Source organism: Haloimpatiens myeolchijeotgali (genome assembly GCF_042688525.2).
Classification (GTDB): Bacteria; Bacillota; Clostridia; order Clostridiales; family Clostridiaceae; genus Haloimpatiens.
The window spans coordinates 1,749,338-1,765,528 of the sequence record NZ_JBHWAB010000001.1; the positions used below are offsets into that span (position 1 = coordinate 1,749,338).

Annotated in this window: 12 protein-coding genes and 1 pseudogene; 9 read left to right on the plus strand and 4 right to left on the minus strand. The window is 31.1% G+C overall.

The annotated features are described in order from the left end of the window. Positions 1–70: 70 nt before the first annotated feature. The 3 genes from ACFIJ5_RS07845 (at position 71) to ACFIJ5_RS07855 (ending at position 4,943) form a co-directional block, all read left to right on the plus strand. On the plus strand, positions 71–1,759 hold the full coding sequence (locus ACFIJ5_RS07845) for an ABC transporter ATP-binding protein (RefSeq protein ID WP_379809569.1): 1,689 nt from the start codon (positions 71–73) through the stop codon (positions 1,757–1,759). A 19-nt stretch (positions 1,760–1,778) separates the two neighbouring features. Further along, the gene (locus ACFIJ5_RS07850) at positions 1,779–3,524 is read left to right on the plus strand and encodes an ABC transporter ATP-binding protein (RefSeq protein ID WP_379805770.1); all 1,746 of its coding nucleotides are present in this window, start codon (positions 1,779–1,781) and stop codon (positions 3,522–3,524) included. A 453-nt stretch (positions 3,525–3,977) separates the two neighbouring features. Then, positions 3,978–4,943: a helix-turn-helix transcriptional regulator gene (locus ACFIJ5_RS07855; protein WP_379805772.1), complete on the plus strand. Its 966-nt coding sequence runs from the start codon at positions 3,978–3,980 to the stop codon at positions 4,941–4,943. Between the two features lie 61 nt (positions 4,944–5,004). On the opposite strand, the gene ACFIJ5_RS07860 is transcribed toward ACFIJ5_RS07855, so the two are convergent. The 4 genes from ACFIJ5_RS07860 to ACFIJ5_RS07875 form a co-directional block, all read right to left on the minus strand. Next, entirely contained in the window at positions 5,005–7,425 is a 2,421-nt protein-coding gene (locus tag ACFIJ5_RS07860) for an ABC transporter permease (protein ID WP_379805774.1), read from the minus strand. 2 nt (positions 7,426–7,427) lie between these two features. Further along, positions 7,428–8,105: an ABC transporter ATP-binding protein gene (locus ACFIJ5_RS07865; protein WP_379805776.1), complete on the minus strand. Its 678-nt coding sequence runs from the start codon at positions 8,103–8,105 to the stop codon at positions 7,428–7,430. Between the two features lie 133 nt (positions 8,106–8,238). Further along, positions 8,239–9,267 carry an ATP-binding protein gene (locus ACFIJ5_RS07870; RefSeq protein WP_379805778.1) on the minus strand — a complete coding sequence of 343 codons (1,029 nt, stop codon included), beginning with the start codon at positions 9,265–9,267 and terminating at the stop codon, positions 8,239–8,241. Further along, complete coding sequence (locus ACFIJ5_RS07875) at positions 9,264–9,944, minus strand: response regulator transcription factor (protein ID WP_379805780.1); 681 nt, start codon at positions 9,942–9,944, stop codon at positions 9,264–9,266. Before ACFIJ5_RS07875 ends, ACFIJ5_RS07870 begins: the two co-directional genes overlap by 4 nt. Before the next feature lie 59 nt (positions 9,945–10,003). On the opposite strand from ACFIJ5_RS07875, the pseudogene ACFIJ5_RS07880 reads away from it, so the two are divergent. From ACFIJ5_RS07880 to ACFIJ5_RS07905, 6 genes and pseudogenes are all read left to right on the plus strand, one after another. Continuing rightward, positions 10,004–10,579: pseudogene (locus ACFIJ5_RS07880) on the plus strand (DUF4351 domain-containing protein); the annotation flags it as partial. A 281-nt stretch (positions 10,580–10,860) separates the two neighbouring features. Next, complete coding sequence (locus ACFIJ5_RS07885; protein ID WP_379805782.1) at positions 10,861–11,064, plus strand: hypothetical protein; 204 nt, start codon at positions 10,861–10,863, stop codon at positions 11,062–11,064. A gap of 292 nt (positions 11,065–11,356) precedes the next feature. Further along, positions 11,357–12,133, plus strand: coding sequence for an ABC transporter ATP-binding protein (locus ACFIJ5_RS07890; RefSeq protein ID WP_459253874.1), 777 nt, complete (start codon positions 11,357–11,359; stop codon positions 12,131–12,133). After that, positions 12,123–14,177: an FtsX-like permease family protein gene (locus tag ACFIJ5_RS07895; RefSeq protein WP_379805786.1), complete on the plus strand. Its 2,055-nt coding sequence runs from the start codon at positions 12,123–12,125 to the stop codon at positions 14,175–14,177. The genes ACFIJ5_RS07890 and ACFIJ5_RS07895 overlap by 11 nt, the downstream gene beginning before the upstream one ends. 11 nt (positions 14,178–14,188) lie before the next feature. Beyond that, positions 14,189–14,866: a response regulator transcription factor gene (locus ACFIJ5_RS07900; RefSeq protein ID WP_379805788.1), complete on the plus strand. Its 678-nt coding sequence runs from the start codon at positions 14,189–14,191 to the stop codon at positions 14,864–14,866. After that, complete coding sequence (locus ACFIJ5_RS07905; protein ID WP_379805790.1) at positions 14,863–15,894, plus strand: sensor histidine kinase; 1,032 nt, start codon at positions 14,863–14,865, stop codon at positions 15,892–15,894. The genes ACFIJ5_RS07900 and ACFIJ5_RS07905 overlap by 4 nt, the downstream gene beginning before the upstream one ends. Positions 15,895–16,191: the final 297 nt, after the last annotated feature.

Here is a 16,191-nt window from a genome sequence, read left to right on the forward strand (position 1 = left end):
GGGATTTTTTTTGGAAAAGAAAAATTGGATAAAAATATTATTCTCTCACGCTTCTCAGTGTAAGGGAAAAATGATTTTTTCAGTTATATTTTCTATTATAAGTATTTTAAGTAGTTTAATACCTTATATTTGTATATATAAAATACTTGAATTATTTATAGAAAATACAATAGCTGCAAAAGATATTACTTTTTGGTGTCTGATTGGTCTTATAGGTTGTATATCGAGACAATTGTTTTTTACATTCTCCACAATTTTATCTCATATTAGTGCATATACAATATTAGAGACTATAAGAATGAAAATTGCAGATAAGCTTGTAAAAGCACCACTTGGTACTGTGATGAGCAGAACAACTGGTGAATTAAAAAATTTGATGTTAGATGAAGTAGAGGCTATAGAACCACCACTAGCTCATATGATACCTGAAGGCTCTGGAAATATAATTTTGCCAATAGTTGTATGGATAACTTTATTTGTATTTGACTGGAGAATGGCATTAGCATCAATAGTTACAATACCTATTACACTTGTGATATTTTCATATATAATGAAAGATTATGCTAAAAACTATGATACGTATATGAAATCTAAAGAACGTGTAAACAGCGTAATGATTGAATATATAGAAGGAATACAGGTAGTTAAAGCTTTTGGACAAACTGGTAAAATATATGGGAAATATGCAGATTCAGTAGAAGGATTTAAGAATCACACTTTAAATTGGCTAAAAAGTACATGGATTGGAATAAAATTAGCTTTTGCAGTTGCTCCATCTACACTTCTTGGAACTCTTCCAGTTGGATTGCTTTTATATTCAAAAGGTATTTTGAATCCAGCTGAGGTTTGTGTATGTATTATGTTGTCTCTTGGAATGGTCAACTCTCTTGCAAGACTGGAAGTGTTTGGAGAATCCATAAAAAAGATGCAGTATACTTTGTTAAAAACTAATGACTTATTAGAAATTGCTGAATTACCTGAGCCTAAGGATTATGCAAAAATAACAAATTATAATATAAAAATAAATAATGTAGGTTTTTCGTATACTGGTAAAATATCAGAGCAAGTTCTTCATGGAATAGATTTAGAGTTAAAAGAGGGATCATTTACAGCATTAGTAGGACCATCCGGTGGTGGTAAGTCAACCATAGCAAAGCTTATTGCCCGTTTCTTTGATGTAGACTTTGGGAAAATTACAATCGGGGGTACAGATATAAAAGAAATACCATTAAATGAGCTTGTTAAAATGGTAAGTTTTGTAACTCAGGATAATTTCTTATTTAACTGTTCTATAAAAGAGAACATAAGGCTAGGCAACCCCAAAGCAAGTGATGAAGAAGTGTATAAAGCAGCAAAGCTGGCACAATGCGATGAATTTATCCAAAAATTACAATATGGATATGATACAAGTGCAGGAGATGCAGGAAAACAGTTATCTGGAGGAGAAAAACAGCGTATTGCTATTGCGCGTGTAATGCTTAAGAATTCTCCAATAATAATATTAGATGAAGCAACTGCTTTTACTGATCCTGAAAATGAACAAAAGTTACAAAAATCAATTTCAGCTCTTACAAAAGGAAAGACATTGCTGGTGATTGCTCACAGATTATCAACTATTCAAAATGCAGATCAAATTGTTGTTGTGAAAGATGGAGAAATCATTGATAAAGGAAAACAAGAGGAACTTTTAGACAGGTGTCCGCTATATTTACGTATGTGGAAGAGCCATATTGGTGCAAAATCATGGGCAGTATCTTAGAAGAAAGGAGCAGAGGTGAATGTTTAAAACATTAAAGAAAATTATCAATTGGTGTGGAGAATATAAGAAACAATTATATTTAGGATTTATTTTTACTGTTTTATCTTCTTGGTTTGCAGCGGCTCCAATAATGATAGCAGCATATACACTTGGTATGATAATAAAAGATGCTAAAGGAATAGAAAAGTTTAATACTGCTTGGATACTTTATTCATTATTGTTTGTTATTTTATTTGTATTTTTAAGATTCTTATTTGATTATTTACGTGCTAAAAAACAAGAAGTAATAGCATATGAAATGGCAGCTAAAGATAGAATAGAAATTGGTGATATCATGAAGAGAGTACCGCTTGGATATTTTGCTACAAAAAGTACAGGTGATATTCTAAATGCTATTACTACAGGTTTAGATATGCTTGAAAATATGGGTATAAGAATGATAGATACAATGGTAGGAGGATATTTAAACATTGCAATTATGATTATTTTCCTTGCATTTTTCAGTCCTCAGATTGCTTTGATTGTATTATGTGGTATATTACTTTCTTTGATATTTTTAAAGAGAGTTTCAAGACATGGTGAAAAAAATGGAGAAGTTTTATCAAAGGCAAATGATGAAATATCAAATGCTGTAATTGAATATATAATAGGACTTCCAGTAGTAAAGTCTTTTGGACAGCAGGGAGTTTCAATAAAATCATTAAAAAAAGCTTGTAATAATAGTAAGAAAATAAATGTAAAAATAGAGGTTAATTTTGTGCCTAATGCATCTATGCATAAATTAATGCTGGATATAGCATCAATTGGAGTGATTGTTGCAGCATCATATTTGTGCTTAACTGGAAAAATGGATTTTTCAATAATGCTGATGTTTTTACTATTTTCATTTTATATATTCTTAGGAATTAAACCTATAAGTGATTCAGCACATGTTATGGGTATTATAGATAATGCTCTTAACAGTATAGAAGATATAAAAAATGCCAAATTTGTAGATCAAGATGGAAAGGATATTAGATTAAATAATTACGATATTGAATTTAAAAATGTTACATTTGGCTATGATAAGAGAACAATATTACATGATGTTTCTCTAAAAATACCAGAGTATACTACAACAGCAATAGTTGGACCATCAGGTAGCGGCAAAAGTACAATATGTAATTTAATAGCTAGGTTCTACAATGTAAATAGTGGAGAGATATTTATAGGAGGACATAATATTAATGATTTTACATGTGATAGTTTATTAAGTAATATTTCTATGGTATTTCAAAATGTTTATTTATTTCATGATACAGTTCGAAAAAATATAGCATTTGGAAGACCAGAAGCTACGGATGAAGAAATACAGGAAGCTGCTAAGAAAGCCAGATGTCATGATTTTATAATGCAGTTGCCAAATGGATACGATACAGTAATTGGTGAAGGAGGATCATCTTTATCAGGTGGTGAAAAACAAAGAATATCTATAGCAAGAGCAATGCTTAAAGATTCTCCAATAATCATACTAGATGAAGCAACTGCAAGTGTAGATCCTGAAAATGAGCATTTAATTCAAGAGGCTATAAGTTCACTTGTAAAGGGCAAAACCATAATTACTATAGCTCACAGATTAGCAACTATACAAAATGCAGATCAGATACTTGTTGTTAATGATGGTGCAATAGTCGAGAATGGAACTCATAGTGAACTGATAAAACAGGAAGGCATTTATAGAAACTTTATAAAGATCAGAGAATCAGCAGAAGGATGGAAGATGTGATTAGATAAAAAAGGTATATTATTTGACAAATAAATGTAGCAAATATATACTAATTTATGTAATGATAACAGTTTTCAAATGATATGAATTATCTAATGCTAATTAAGAACTCAACTTTCACAGATAAAAAATAGCCGCTGCGGGAAATGATATCTTGCTTAGAAACCTTTCACTTCAGTAACAAGTTCTAAGCTTTACTCATATTGAAAAAAGATTTTTTAATTAATATTCCGTAGGAATCAGTAATTAAAAAATAACTTTTTTCAAATTCGTAAAGCTAAGAACTTGTAAACTTTGTTCAAATGTTTCTTACGCAATATATCATTTTCCTTCGCTAAGCAATATTCTTTTACTGCGAAAGTTGAGTTAAGAATTAATAATTAAAAATGAATAATGAAAGTTGAATAGAGTTAGAGAGTTCCTGTGATAATTCTAATAATATAGGGGGAATATATGATACCTACAAGTATAGAAAAATTGTTTTATGGAAGTAGAATAAAGGTTGAAAAAAGAGCTGATAATTATGATGTGTATAGTATGAAAAAACATGGAATAATGACAAGCTATCATGTTATGAATGGAATAGATATTATATATAATGATATGCATGTACAACATGCTTGTGTAGATTTAAAACCTCCTGAGGGATATTTTGAAATAAATCATTGCTTAGAAGGACGAATTGAATGTGCATTTACTAATGGGGAATATACTTATATTTCTAAGAATGACTTATCTATAAGTATTAAGAATGGAAGCTGTAGGCAGTCATATTTTCCGGTTGGGTATTATTATGGCATAACTATACGTATAGAAATTGATAAAGCTCAAAATGAAATAGATGATTTTTTTGAGGATCATTCAATTGATTTAAAAAAATTAATTACTGGATTTTGTATTTGTGGGGGAAACAACAATGGTTTCTGTATTATGCGTGCTAATAAATCAATAGAGCATATATTTGCAGAGTTATATTCAGTGCCGGATAAGATAAGAATGAATTATTATAAAATAAAGGTATTAGAAGTCTTAATGTTTTTATCAGCTCTTGATGTAACTACAAAAGAAAAAAGAACTTATTTTTCTAAAGATAATGTGGAAAAAGTAAAAAATATTCAAGAATTAATTACAAAAAATATAGGGAAGAAGTATACTTTAGATGCGCTTTCTAAAAATTATGATATTTCACTTACAACAATGAAGAAATGTTTTAAAGAAATGTTTGGAACAAGTATATATTCTTATATAAGGCAACAGAAAATACAAAAAGCAGCGGAACTTCTAATAAAAACTGAAAGCAATATTTTAGATATAGCAAATTGTGTAGGGTATAACAACGGAAGTAAGTTTGCAGCTGCATTTAAAGATATAATAGGAATATCGCCTAAAGAGTATAGAAAAAATAATATGTATAGATAAAAATATAAGTGGTAAATAACTATCAATGTGATTAGTTATTTACCACTTATATTTGCAATGATTATTCAGTAGCTCTTATACGTTCTAATATAGTAGTTTTTTTGAGTGAACGAGTTGAATAAAAAGAAAGCACAAACTGAATAAGTAATAATACTCCAGCCAATACTAAAATAACAATCCATGGATAATGATAAATAATACAGTGTGATGTATTCTCTAATTTATTACAAACAATACCTCCAATAATAAATCCACCTACTGTGGATAGTAAAAAGCTTCCTCCAGTATAAAAGAGAGTTTCTGTTTGCAGCATCTGGTTGATCTGTTCCGCTGTCATTCCAACTGCTTGTAACAATCCAAATTCTTGTTTTCGTAATGCAATACTTGTGATAACTATGTTTACAAGACTTATAATACCAAATGTAAAGAGTATTACTGAAATAAAATATAATGCTTTTATATATTGATCAAATCTTACTTGAATATTTCGGACATTTTCTGCCAATGTATACATATCAATTTTATTGTTTTGATCAGCAATTGTTTTTATTTCTTTTGTTACTTTTTTTAGCTTATTTGGTTCAACAGATATTGTTAAGCATCCTGTTTGATCAATTACACCAGTTAATTTGCGAATAGAATCATAAGTCATTAAAAAGTATGGACTGCCCGGTGTAACTGGACATTTCTCCATTAAATCACCTGCTGCGTATGTTCCCATAACTGGTGCTTTTATTTCAAACTTCCTTCCATCAGAACTTCTTCCGTTAATTTTATACACATCTCCAATTTTTGCATCACTGTTTGAAATGAGAATTCCATTTTTCTTTGTTAACATATCATAATCTGCTGTACCAGATAATAAAATAGAATTTATTTTTTTACATTGTTTTCTCGATATTGTTGGATAATTATTTGCAATTATTGTAGTTGTACCAAAAGTACCATTATAAGTAATGCATAATTTTACAGCATTGGAAGGAGTAATCTTTTTTACACCATCCACTTTCGTGATTTGTGACAATAATTTAGAATTACTTAGTGGATTAGATTCTAACTGCAAGCGGGTGTCCCTGTATGGATCATTTTTAGCCTCTTTACTAAAAGTAGATTGTGCAATACGCTGGATATTAAGTCGAATTTCACCATTAGGAAAATACATAAATCTTGCTTTTTTTTCTGCACTCATGGATTGTGATAATGTTGATGTTGTTATTAACAAAATACCGCTTAAACTAAACATTCCTAAAGTAAATATGGTCTTTTTGCGATTACGTTTTAGATTCATCCAGGCAAGTCTTTCAGATGTAATTCTATGATGTTTTTTATTATTTTTATATTTTTGTTTTCCCTTATATGGCAAATAACATAAGCCTGCTAGAGGAGAAGTACCTGCTGCCAATTTAACCGGTGTATGCATAGATACACGTACCATAAAAAATGCAAATACAGATATAATAACTGCACTTATAATTGTATTTTTCATTTGGAATCCATGAGGACATACTGTATATCCTATAATGAGACCAATTAGCAATCCTAGTGGAATTCCACGCAAGGCAAGGTTTACTCCTTTTTTTCGCACCATTTTTTTTACCTGCTTTTTTGTCATACCAATTGTACGTAATTGCCCATAACTTTGAACATTTTTAGTAACAGATGAATAAAAAATTCCATAAATAATTATTCCTGCTAAAATCAATATGATAAAGCTGAATAAGACTACATAAGGAAGCATACCCTGTCGATCCAGGGCATTCATAACAGCAAAATAATCTGTTAACATGACTTGGCTTTTTTTTATTCCAGTTGACTCAATTACCTTATGTGCAAAGTCAGTTATCTGAGAGGAATTAATTGCATCTGTGCGTAATCTGGTATAAGCAGTAACAGAAAATATGTTATCTTTGGATAAAGTCTTTGCCATATCCTTACTTACCCAAACCAAATAACTATCACTTTTTTTGTTTAATGCTATAATACCAGAAATTTTATAATCCTGTTTCTGTCCATTGCCAGTTAAATCAAGTGAAATAATATCACCAGGCTTTGCCTTACTGTGAAGGTAATTTAAATAATTTTCAGGTAACATAACCTCATTTTTATCTTTTGGAAAAGAACCTGTATATGAATATTTCAATTGATTTGTTATTTGAGTTTTATCTGCATAGACTATGTTTAATGTAATATCTTTTTGATAAGAATATCCCAGAGCAGCAGTTTCTCCAATCCATTCTACCTTTGATTGTTTTTTCAATTTATCAAGTTGTTTTTCTGTTGCTCCAATAATTGAAATTTGAGCTTTTCCTATCTGTGTATTTTTGTGTAGTTGATCAGTTCCCAGCATGATAAGTGAGATGGAAAACATTAAACAAACAGAAATAGCAATTGTCAATATTGTAAAACGGCGATTTGTTTTATCTGAACGTAAAGAGTTCTTAGCAAGATGTTTTACAATAGTTTTATTATTATTTCGAAACATATTTAAGCCTCCTCTATGCCAACGATTTTGCCATCCTCAATGCGAATAATACGGTCAGCAAGCTGCGCAATTTCATTGTTATGAGTAATCATTATAATGGTTTGATCAAATTGTTGACTGGTCATTTTTAAGAGTCCCAGCACTTCTTGGCTTGTCTTACTGTCCAGATTTCCAGTAGGTTCATCGGCAAGGATAATAGCAGGTTTCGCTGCTAGCGCTCGCGCAATTGCTACACGCTGCTGCTGACCACCAGATAGGTTATTTGGAAGATTATCTAATTTTTCCGTAAGCCCAAGCATACGCACAATTTTGTCCACAAATTTCATATCTACTTTTTCACCATCTAGTTCAATAGGTAATATGATGTTCTCATAAACATTCAGAATTGGTACAAGGTTATAATTTTGAAAAACAAATCCAATATTCCTGCGGCGGAAAATGGTAAGTTGATCATCATTCATCTTTGATAATTCTTTTCCATTCACCTCAACACTACCGGATGTTGGATTATCAATTCCTCCAAGCATGTGCAGCAAAGTAGACTTACCGCTTCCAGAAGTGCCTACAACGGCTACAAATTCTCCTTGTTTTACATTTAGTGTAACGCTGTCCAAAGCCTTGACAAGGTTTGGTTTGGCACCGTAATATTTTTTTAGTTTACTTGTTTTTAATATAATCATAGAAAATCCTCCTAAGATTTTAATTTATGTTTTAATAATACAGGAAAAATGTCTCTCAATTGTCTCAACTGAAAATCAATTGTTACAACTTTGAGACATTTTGTTTTGCATAGCAAAAAGGCAGCTATCAAAGCTACCTTTCATTTGGGAAAAACACTGAAAATATGGAACCTCTGTTTACTTGTGATTTTACTTGAATATAACCGCTTTGCTTTGAAATAATCTTACGGCACAAATAGAGTCCGATACCTACACCATCAATATTATGTACATCTTCCTCACGATAAAAGCGTTTAAAAATCTGTGCTAGATGCTTCTCAGGTATTCCTTTTCCAGTATCTGCAATATCAATTTTGGTTACCATTTCCCATCGCTCCACACTTAATGTAATCTTGCCGCCCCGGCTGGTATACTTAACTGCATTATCCAAAATGTTGAATAGTGCTTCGGCTGTCCACTTTTTATCATGTGGAACCATTAGATATGGGTCGCATTTTACGGTAATTTTAATATTTTTCTTTTCGGCAGGAAGGACAATACTTCCAAGCGCCAAAGCAATGGTATCATACAATGATGCAGGTTGAACAGAAAGGGTAATTATTCCTGTCTCCAGTCTTGACATTTTTACCATGGACTGCATCAAAAAATCCAGCTTATTAATCTGCGTTTCCATAAGTTCATGAAATTCTCGTTCCTTTTGGGGTGGAAGTTGTTGTTCCAACAAGGTGGAGTTATACATTTTCAAGTTTGCCACTGGTGTTTTTACTTGATGGGATATGTCTGAAATCATCTCTTGAATAGCCTGTTTTTCTTCTTTTGTTTGGTTGCTTGTACGCTGCAAAATTTCGTATAGACGTTTGAGTTTGTAATTAAACTTTCCCATCAATGTTTCTGATTCTAAATCAAAATTAACGTTATTTTTCCCAGCTACCATATCATCAATGCAAGAACTTAGTGATTCAGAAAATGCAATTAGTTTTTTTCTGATGAGCACAATAAATATAATACAAATTAGTAAACACAGCAGCGAGAAAACAATTGCAGCACCGCAAATAATTAAATTTGCAGAATACAAAAAAATTATTGTAATAAAACACACCAGCAGGAGAAAATATACAATTCCAATACTTACATAGAGTTTAATTAATGATTGATTCTTCATTCATCATCACCGATCCATAAATATCCCATGCCGTATACTGTTTTTATGTATTTTCTTTCTTTACGTTCAATCTTGTTGCGCAGACGGTTAACATTAACCGTAAGGGCATGTTCGTCTACAAAATTTGCATCCACATCATACAGCTTTTCAAGCAGAATCTGCCTTGTTAGAAGAATACCATGATTACTTGTAAAAATTTTGAGCATTTTGTATTCAGTTGGCGTAAGAATGATTGGTTCATTCTTAATTGATGCTGTTAGTTTATTAAAATCTATCATAAGTTCACCACACATATAGATATTTTCATTCTGATGCTTGTCACATCTTTTCAGAATGGCAGCAACTTTTTTTCTGAAAATGTTAATGCTAAAAGGTTTAGTGATATAATCATCTGCACCTAGTTCAAAGCCCATTAATACATCAGTTTCCAAATCACGGGCAGTAAGGAATACCACTGGAATATCTTGAGCTGATTTAATTTTTTTGCATAAGTCAAAGCCATCTCCATCTGGCAAATTTACATCCAATACAATTAAGTCAAAAGTTTCTGCCTTTATTTTGTCCATTGCTTCTGCAGTATTGTGAACCGGAACTGCCTTATATTTATCAAGTTCAAGATTATAGCATAAACCCGAATTGAGCATAACATCATCTTCAACTACAAGGATTTGTTTCATTTCCTCACTCCTTTACTTTGGGAGAAGAACTCCTTTGTGTGTAAGTTTTTCATTTATATTACAGTATAGTTAGTGGTTACAAAAAAATCAAGCAAACAAGTATTTTAGAAATAGGAATAAATGAATACAGAGTTAATTTAATATCTATAGATGATAAAGATGGAGATAAGATATATAATGATATTGTAGAAAAAATAAAATTTGGTAAGGATATTACAAAACAAGATATAATATCGCTAACATTCACTCCTATTATGGCTGGAAAGATAGGGATAGCAGATAAAATAATTAATGCTATACACATAGTGAAAGATGTAAATAATAACTATAAATATGACATAGAATCAATACTATATGCTTTTGCAAATAAATTTTTAAATGGAAAAGATTTAGAGAAAGTAAAGGAGGAATTGAGGATGACTGAGCTTGGTAAAAGTTTAATACAAGAAGGAATTGAAAAAGGTAAAGAAGAGGGAAAAGCTGAACTTTTAATTAAAATGCTGATGAAGAAGTTTAAAAAAGTACCTAATGAATATAGAGAAAAAATAAAAGTGCTTCCAAAAGAAACAATAGAATTAATTGCAACGGATATATTTGAATTAAATTCAATAGAAGAGCTAGAACAATATTTTTAAAAAAGAATAAGAAATACTATTTTTATGATTTAATAAATATTTTAAGGTAGTAGTAGTATAGATAGACAAGAACAGCCTTGAGAGATAAAACTCTTAGGTTTTTTTTCTTGATAGAATTATTAAAGATTTTAATTATGTGAAAAATACTAGCAATAATAATTTGATGCTTGTTAATATGTGGTATATAATTGAAATTATAAGTTATAGTAAAATATTACATAAAATACAAAAATAAAAATTAATAAAGTAAGGTTATAAACTTTTAAATTTGGGAGGTTTTTATGGAATTATCAGTATTAGTAGGGCAATTTCCAATAAAATGTGATATCAATGAAAATTTAAAAAATATACTTTCCATTTTAGAACAATCAGAGGAAGATGATTTAGTTGTATTACCTGAAGGTGCATTATCTGGGTACTCTGAGGATATTTCGTTTCTTGAAAATATTGATTTGCATAAACTTGAATGTGCCATGGAACAATAGATGTTAATATCTCCTACTGGTGAAGTACTTGAGGAGATAATTTCTGAAAAAACAAGTATTTTCAAAAGAAAAATAGACCTAGATGAAATATCAAACTGGTATATAAATCAATGTAGGAATGATGTGATTAAGTTAGTTAAGGGTTCAGACTGATGTTCTGAGCCTTTTTATTATTGTTGATGAATAAGAAATATCCTCTTATTACAAACCTTACAACAACTGTAAGTGTTAATTAGCGAGTTTTTATTATATGATATTAAAAGAGAAAAGTAAGGGAGGATAAGACATGAAAATTTCAGATAAACTACTTCAAGTTCAGGAAGTACATAAGATATATGGTGAGGGACAAAGTGAAACCGCTGCATTAAAGGGAATCACTTTTGATGTTCTTCCAGGAGAGTTTCTTGGAATTATGGGTGCAAGCGGGTCAGGCAAGACCACGTTGCTTAATTGTATTGCAACCATGCTTAAGCCAACATCTGGACAAGTCTTGTTGGAAGGACAGAATATTTCTTCATTTAGAGGAGCTCAGCTAGCAAAATACCGAGGAAGTAAAATTGGATATTTGTTTCAAGAGTTTGAGTTGTTAGATAACTTAACTGCCAGAGAAAATATCCTTTTGCCGTTGTCCATACATGGCGAAAATCCAAAAAATGGAGAGGAACAACTTCAAAAATTAGCCAAGCAATTTGATATTGAAGAAGTATTAAATAAATTTCCTTCTCAAATGTCAGGAGGTCAGAAACAGAGAGCTGCAGCAGCAAGAGCTTTAATTTCCAATCCAAGCATTGTATTAGCAGATGAGCCAACGGGTGCTTTGGATACGAAAAATGCAAAAATTTTAATGGAAAAACTATCTTCTATCAATGAGACAGAGGGGACTACAATTTTGATGGTTACTCACGATGCCAACGCAGCAAGTTTTTGCTCAAGAATCTTATTTATCCAAGATGGTGTGATTTTTCATGAGCTTCGAAAGAAAGTGCCTGGAGGAACTCGCAATTCTTTCTATGAACGTATCTTAACTGTTATGGCACAGTTGGGAGGAGGCAGCACCAATGTTCTTTGAATTCATCAAACGAAATAGTCGTAAAGTTCGAAAAGAAAATGGAGTTTATTTTGCCTCATTGGTTATTTCTATCATTGCTTTTTATGTTATACTTTCTCTTGGCGAGCAGGATGTTATGATATATTTAAAGACTATTGAGAGTGATGCAGTAGCAAAGCTTTTGTTAATGATCCCGGTGCTCTATGCTGTGTCGCTTTTCTTTGTATTTTTCTTAGTTTATTTTGCGAACAGATACCAATTACAATATCGTAGTCATGAATTTGGAATATATTTAATGATGGGGATGAAACCAAGTAAGTTGTTTGCAATGATTATGGGGGAAACATTGTGGAATGGTTTAGTGGCTTTGTTTATTGGAATTCCAGTTTCTTTATTTTTAACAGAACTAATCAGTCTAGCAACTTCTAGACTAATTGGAATGGGCATTATTGGTCATAGGTTTCATATTTCCTGGGAGGGTCTAGGATTAACGGTATTTGGTTTCATTATTGTACAACTATTAGCTGTGTTTATTCTTAGCTTGAAAATGAGCAAGAAGGAACCTGTAGATTTGATAAATGAACAGAAGGAAAAAGTGCAAAGAGTTCTTTCGTTTGCATGGGGGTGGGCTAGTTTGCTTCTTGGAGCAGTTTTTTTATGCGCAGCTTATATATTGGCAATTTTATATTTGCGTAATCTTGATGTTTGGATGTTTGCATTAATAATTTTTGTTGGTATCAGTGGAACTTTTATGCTATTTCGTGGATTGGGAAGTTTGATTGGAAGAAGGATAAGACGTAAAAGTAGTTCTTCTATGGGATTATTTACATTTACGGGAAGACAACTTCAAGAGAATGTTTTGCATCAATGGAGTTCTCTTGCTATATCATCACTGTTAATTCTTTTGGCAATGCTTTGTTTTGCTTATGGTATTTCTACAAGTTTAGCTCGAGGGGGAGCATCTGCTAGAACCGCAGATTTTACATTTGAAGGATCAGAGAAACAGATTGTTTCTGTACTGGAATCTGGTAAATTAAAACCTTATGTGAAGGGTTATTATCCTATGAAACTAAATAATTTTGAGGGATACTGTGGAGGGATGGCTGAAAATACTGCTTCACATACTTTTTCTTGGGCAGGATTAAAAGAATCGATTTCTAGAGAAAAAAATTCAAAGGAAAAAGAAAATTTACTAAGGGATTTATATAATCCTTATTTAATTTCTCTTTCTAGTTATAATACATTACTTAAGTTTACCAATAAATCTCCCATTGTATTAGAAGACAATGAAGTTGCAATGTATTCTAATGAGGAATTTTCATTCTCACATGATTTATTGAGGAAGGTATTAGAATGTAATTCAACAATTAGTATAGATAAAAAACAATATAGATTGAAATCAACACTATATACAAGCAATCTTGTTGCAGATCGAGCTATTACTATTTCTCATGGTTTGATTGTTCCTGATGATATGTATAATAGATTGATTAGAGATTCGGAAGAATCATTACTCTGGAATATGATTTTAGATTCTGATTTTGTTCGTGAAAAAGGTTTAATGCAAGCAATGCAGCAGGTAGATAAGCTACTTAGTACATCTGGTTTAAACTATGAAAGTTATCTTGCCAGCATGGGAAGACAGTTGTTTTATATAGTTGCAGGAGGTTATACCACACTTTATTTAGGAGTGATGTTCCTTATCATTGGAAATACGGTGTTAGGCTTAAAATTTCTTATGCAGCAAAGAAGTACAAGACATAGGTATCTAACTTTATCTATGCTAGGTGCAAGTGTTAAATCTTTATGTTTGTCAGCAAGAATACAAATTTGGTGGTATTTTGGTTTGGTGATTTCTATAGCATTGATTAGTTCTATTTTTGGTATTTGGTCCATGTTAGGATCTTTCTTGAGGATTCCAAAGACATCAAATTTAAATATCAACAACATTATTTTAATGGTAGTAATTGCACTTATTGTTTTTATAGTTTTTGCACTTTGTTATATATGGATGATTCAGAGAAAAAGTGATGAAGAAATCAAGAAATTAAAAGAGGTTGAATAGGAGGTGAAAACGTGGAAAAGATAGTCATTGTTGAGGACGACGTCTTTCTACGTGAAGAGATACAAAGCATATTAGAGAAGGAGGGATACTCTGTAGAGTGTATCTCTTCTTTTGATAATGTTTTGGAAGATATTGCATTGGCTTATCCTTCACTAATTGTATTAGATTTGAATTTGCCTAAGCTTTCTGGATTCGATATTTGTCGTGCACTTAAGACCAGAGGAATAGGACCTATTTTGGTACTGACTTCACGTAATCAACTTCGTGATGAATTGCATGCATTAGATTTAGGTGCAGATGACTACTTAACGAAACCATGTCATCCTAAACGTCTAATTGCTAGAATTAAAAAGTTGATTTATCTTTATGCAAATATGCATGTTTTGTTAGATGCTGGTGACTTTAAGTTGGATGAGAATGCAAATGTATTATATGTTGGTGAGGAGTCTATTTCATTATCGGAGAATGAAGGAATTATTATTAAAACTTTGGTGAAAGCTGCTCCTTCTGTAGTAAAAAAAGAGGAGTTTTTTAGCCTGTTGTGGGGAAGTAGTGAATATGTTGATGAAAATATATTACAAGTAAATATGACTAGACTACGTAAGACACTTGATAAGGTTGGATTGTGTAATCGAATCAAGACGGTAAGAGGAATTGGTTATCAATTAAAAGGTGGTGATAGCAAATGAAGCCAAGAGATTGGCTTAATATTTTAAGTAAATCATATCCTTGGGTATTACTTCTTTGTATAAGTGATGTTTTTTTCATTTTTATGGCTTGGTTAGCGTATCCAGAAACATTTGGACTTTTGGTTGGTATCATGATTATTTTTTCTGTAATTAGTATTGTATTTGGTATGTTATTTATTTCGAAAAATAAGGAAAAACAAAGCAAAGTATTCTATGATTTCCTTCGAGAACCTTCAGCGGAGCATGAATGTGGATTGATAGAATCTATGGGTGATTTGTATAAAGAAGAAGTGAAATATTTAGCCAATAAATTACGAATGCAAAATGATCAATTAGATGATGCAAAACTCCAATCCTTAAACTATGAAGAGTTTATTGAAAGTTGGGTTCATGAGATAAAGACACCTATTTCTTTAGCAACTTTTGTTTTGGAAAATCGTAAAGAGGAAATGTCGAAGCTAGTATATCAAAGACTCGAGCATGCAAGAATTGATATCAGTGATAATGTTGAACGGATATTATTTTATGCAAGATTACAGGCATCACATGTTGATTGTCGTTTAGAGAGAGTCTCATTAAATCTTTGCTTTGAAGATGTACAGTTAGAACTTGAAGCATTACTTGAGGAAAATGAAGTTAAAGTTATTTCTCATATGGAAGATGTCCCAATTGTGTCAGATAAGAAAGCTCTTCAGTTTATTTTTACACAAATATTTGTAAACTCAGTTAAATATTCCAATAAAGAAATCCAAAGCTTTATTTGGTTAAAAACTGGACTTGATAGTGCAAAGAAAAGGTATTATTTAAGGATTTCTGATAATGGTATTGGAGTGTTGGCATCTGATCTTTCTTTCATCTTTGATAAAGGATTTACAGGAGAGAATTCTGATCGAAGCAAGTCCACTGGAATAGGATTGTATCTTGTAAAGAAATTATGCGATGAATTACATATTGAAATTAAAGTTGAGTCTGAGTATGGAAAGAATTTTACAATTCAAGTACTATTTCCTATAGTTGAGGAAGTGTGAATTTTGATATCTAAGCATTGAGCAGAAAATTATGATTATTGTGCAAAAGTATAAATTCATTAATCCATATATAATATTGGTTGAATGATGAAATTGAGGCTTGTTAATTCCAAATTTTACATTATTTAAGTAGTTGTAAAGTTCATCATTAATGAATACAATATGATTAGTAATTTAGGTATATTTTAAAGAATAGGGATTACCAATTTTTACTTGACTCAAAAAGTCTACAAGATTAAAGACTAATTATAATATAATGTAAGATACTAATAATATTAATATATTTTTATAAAGGGA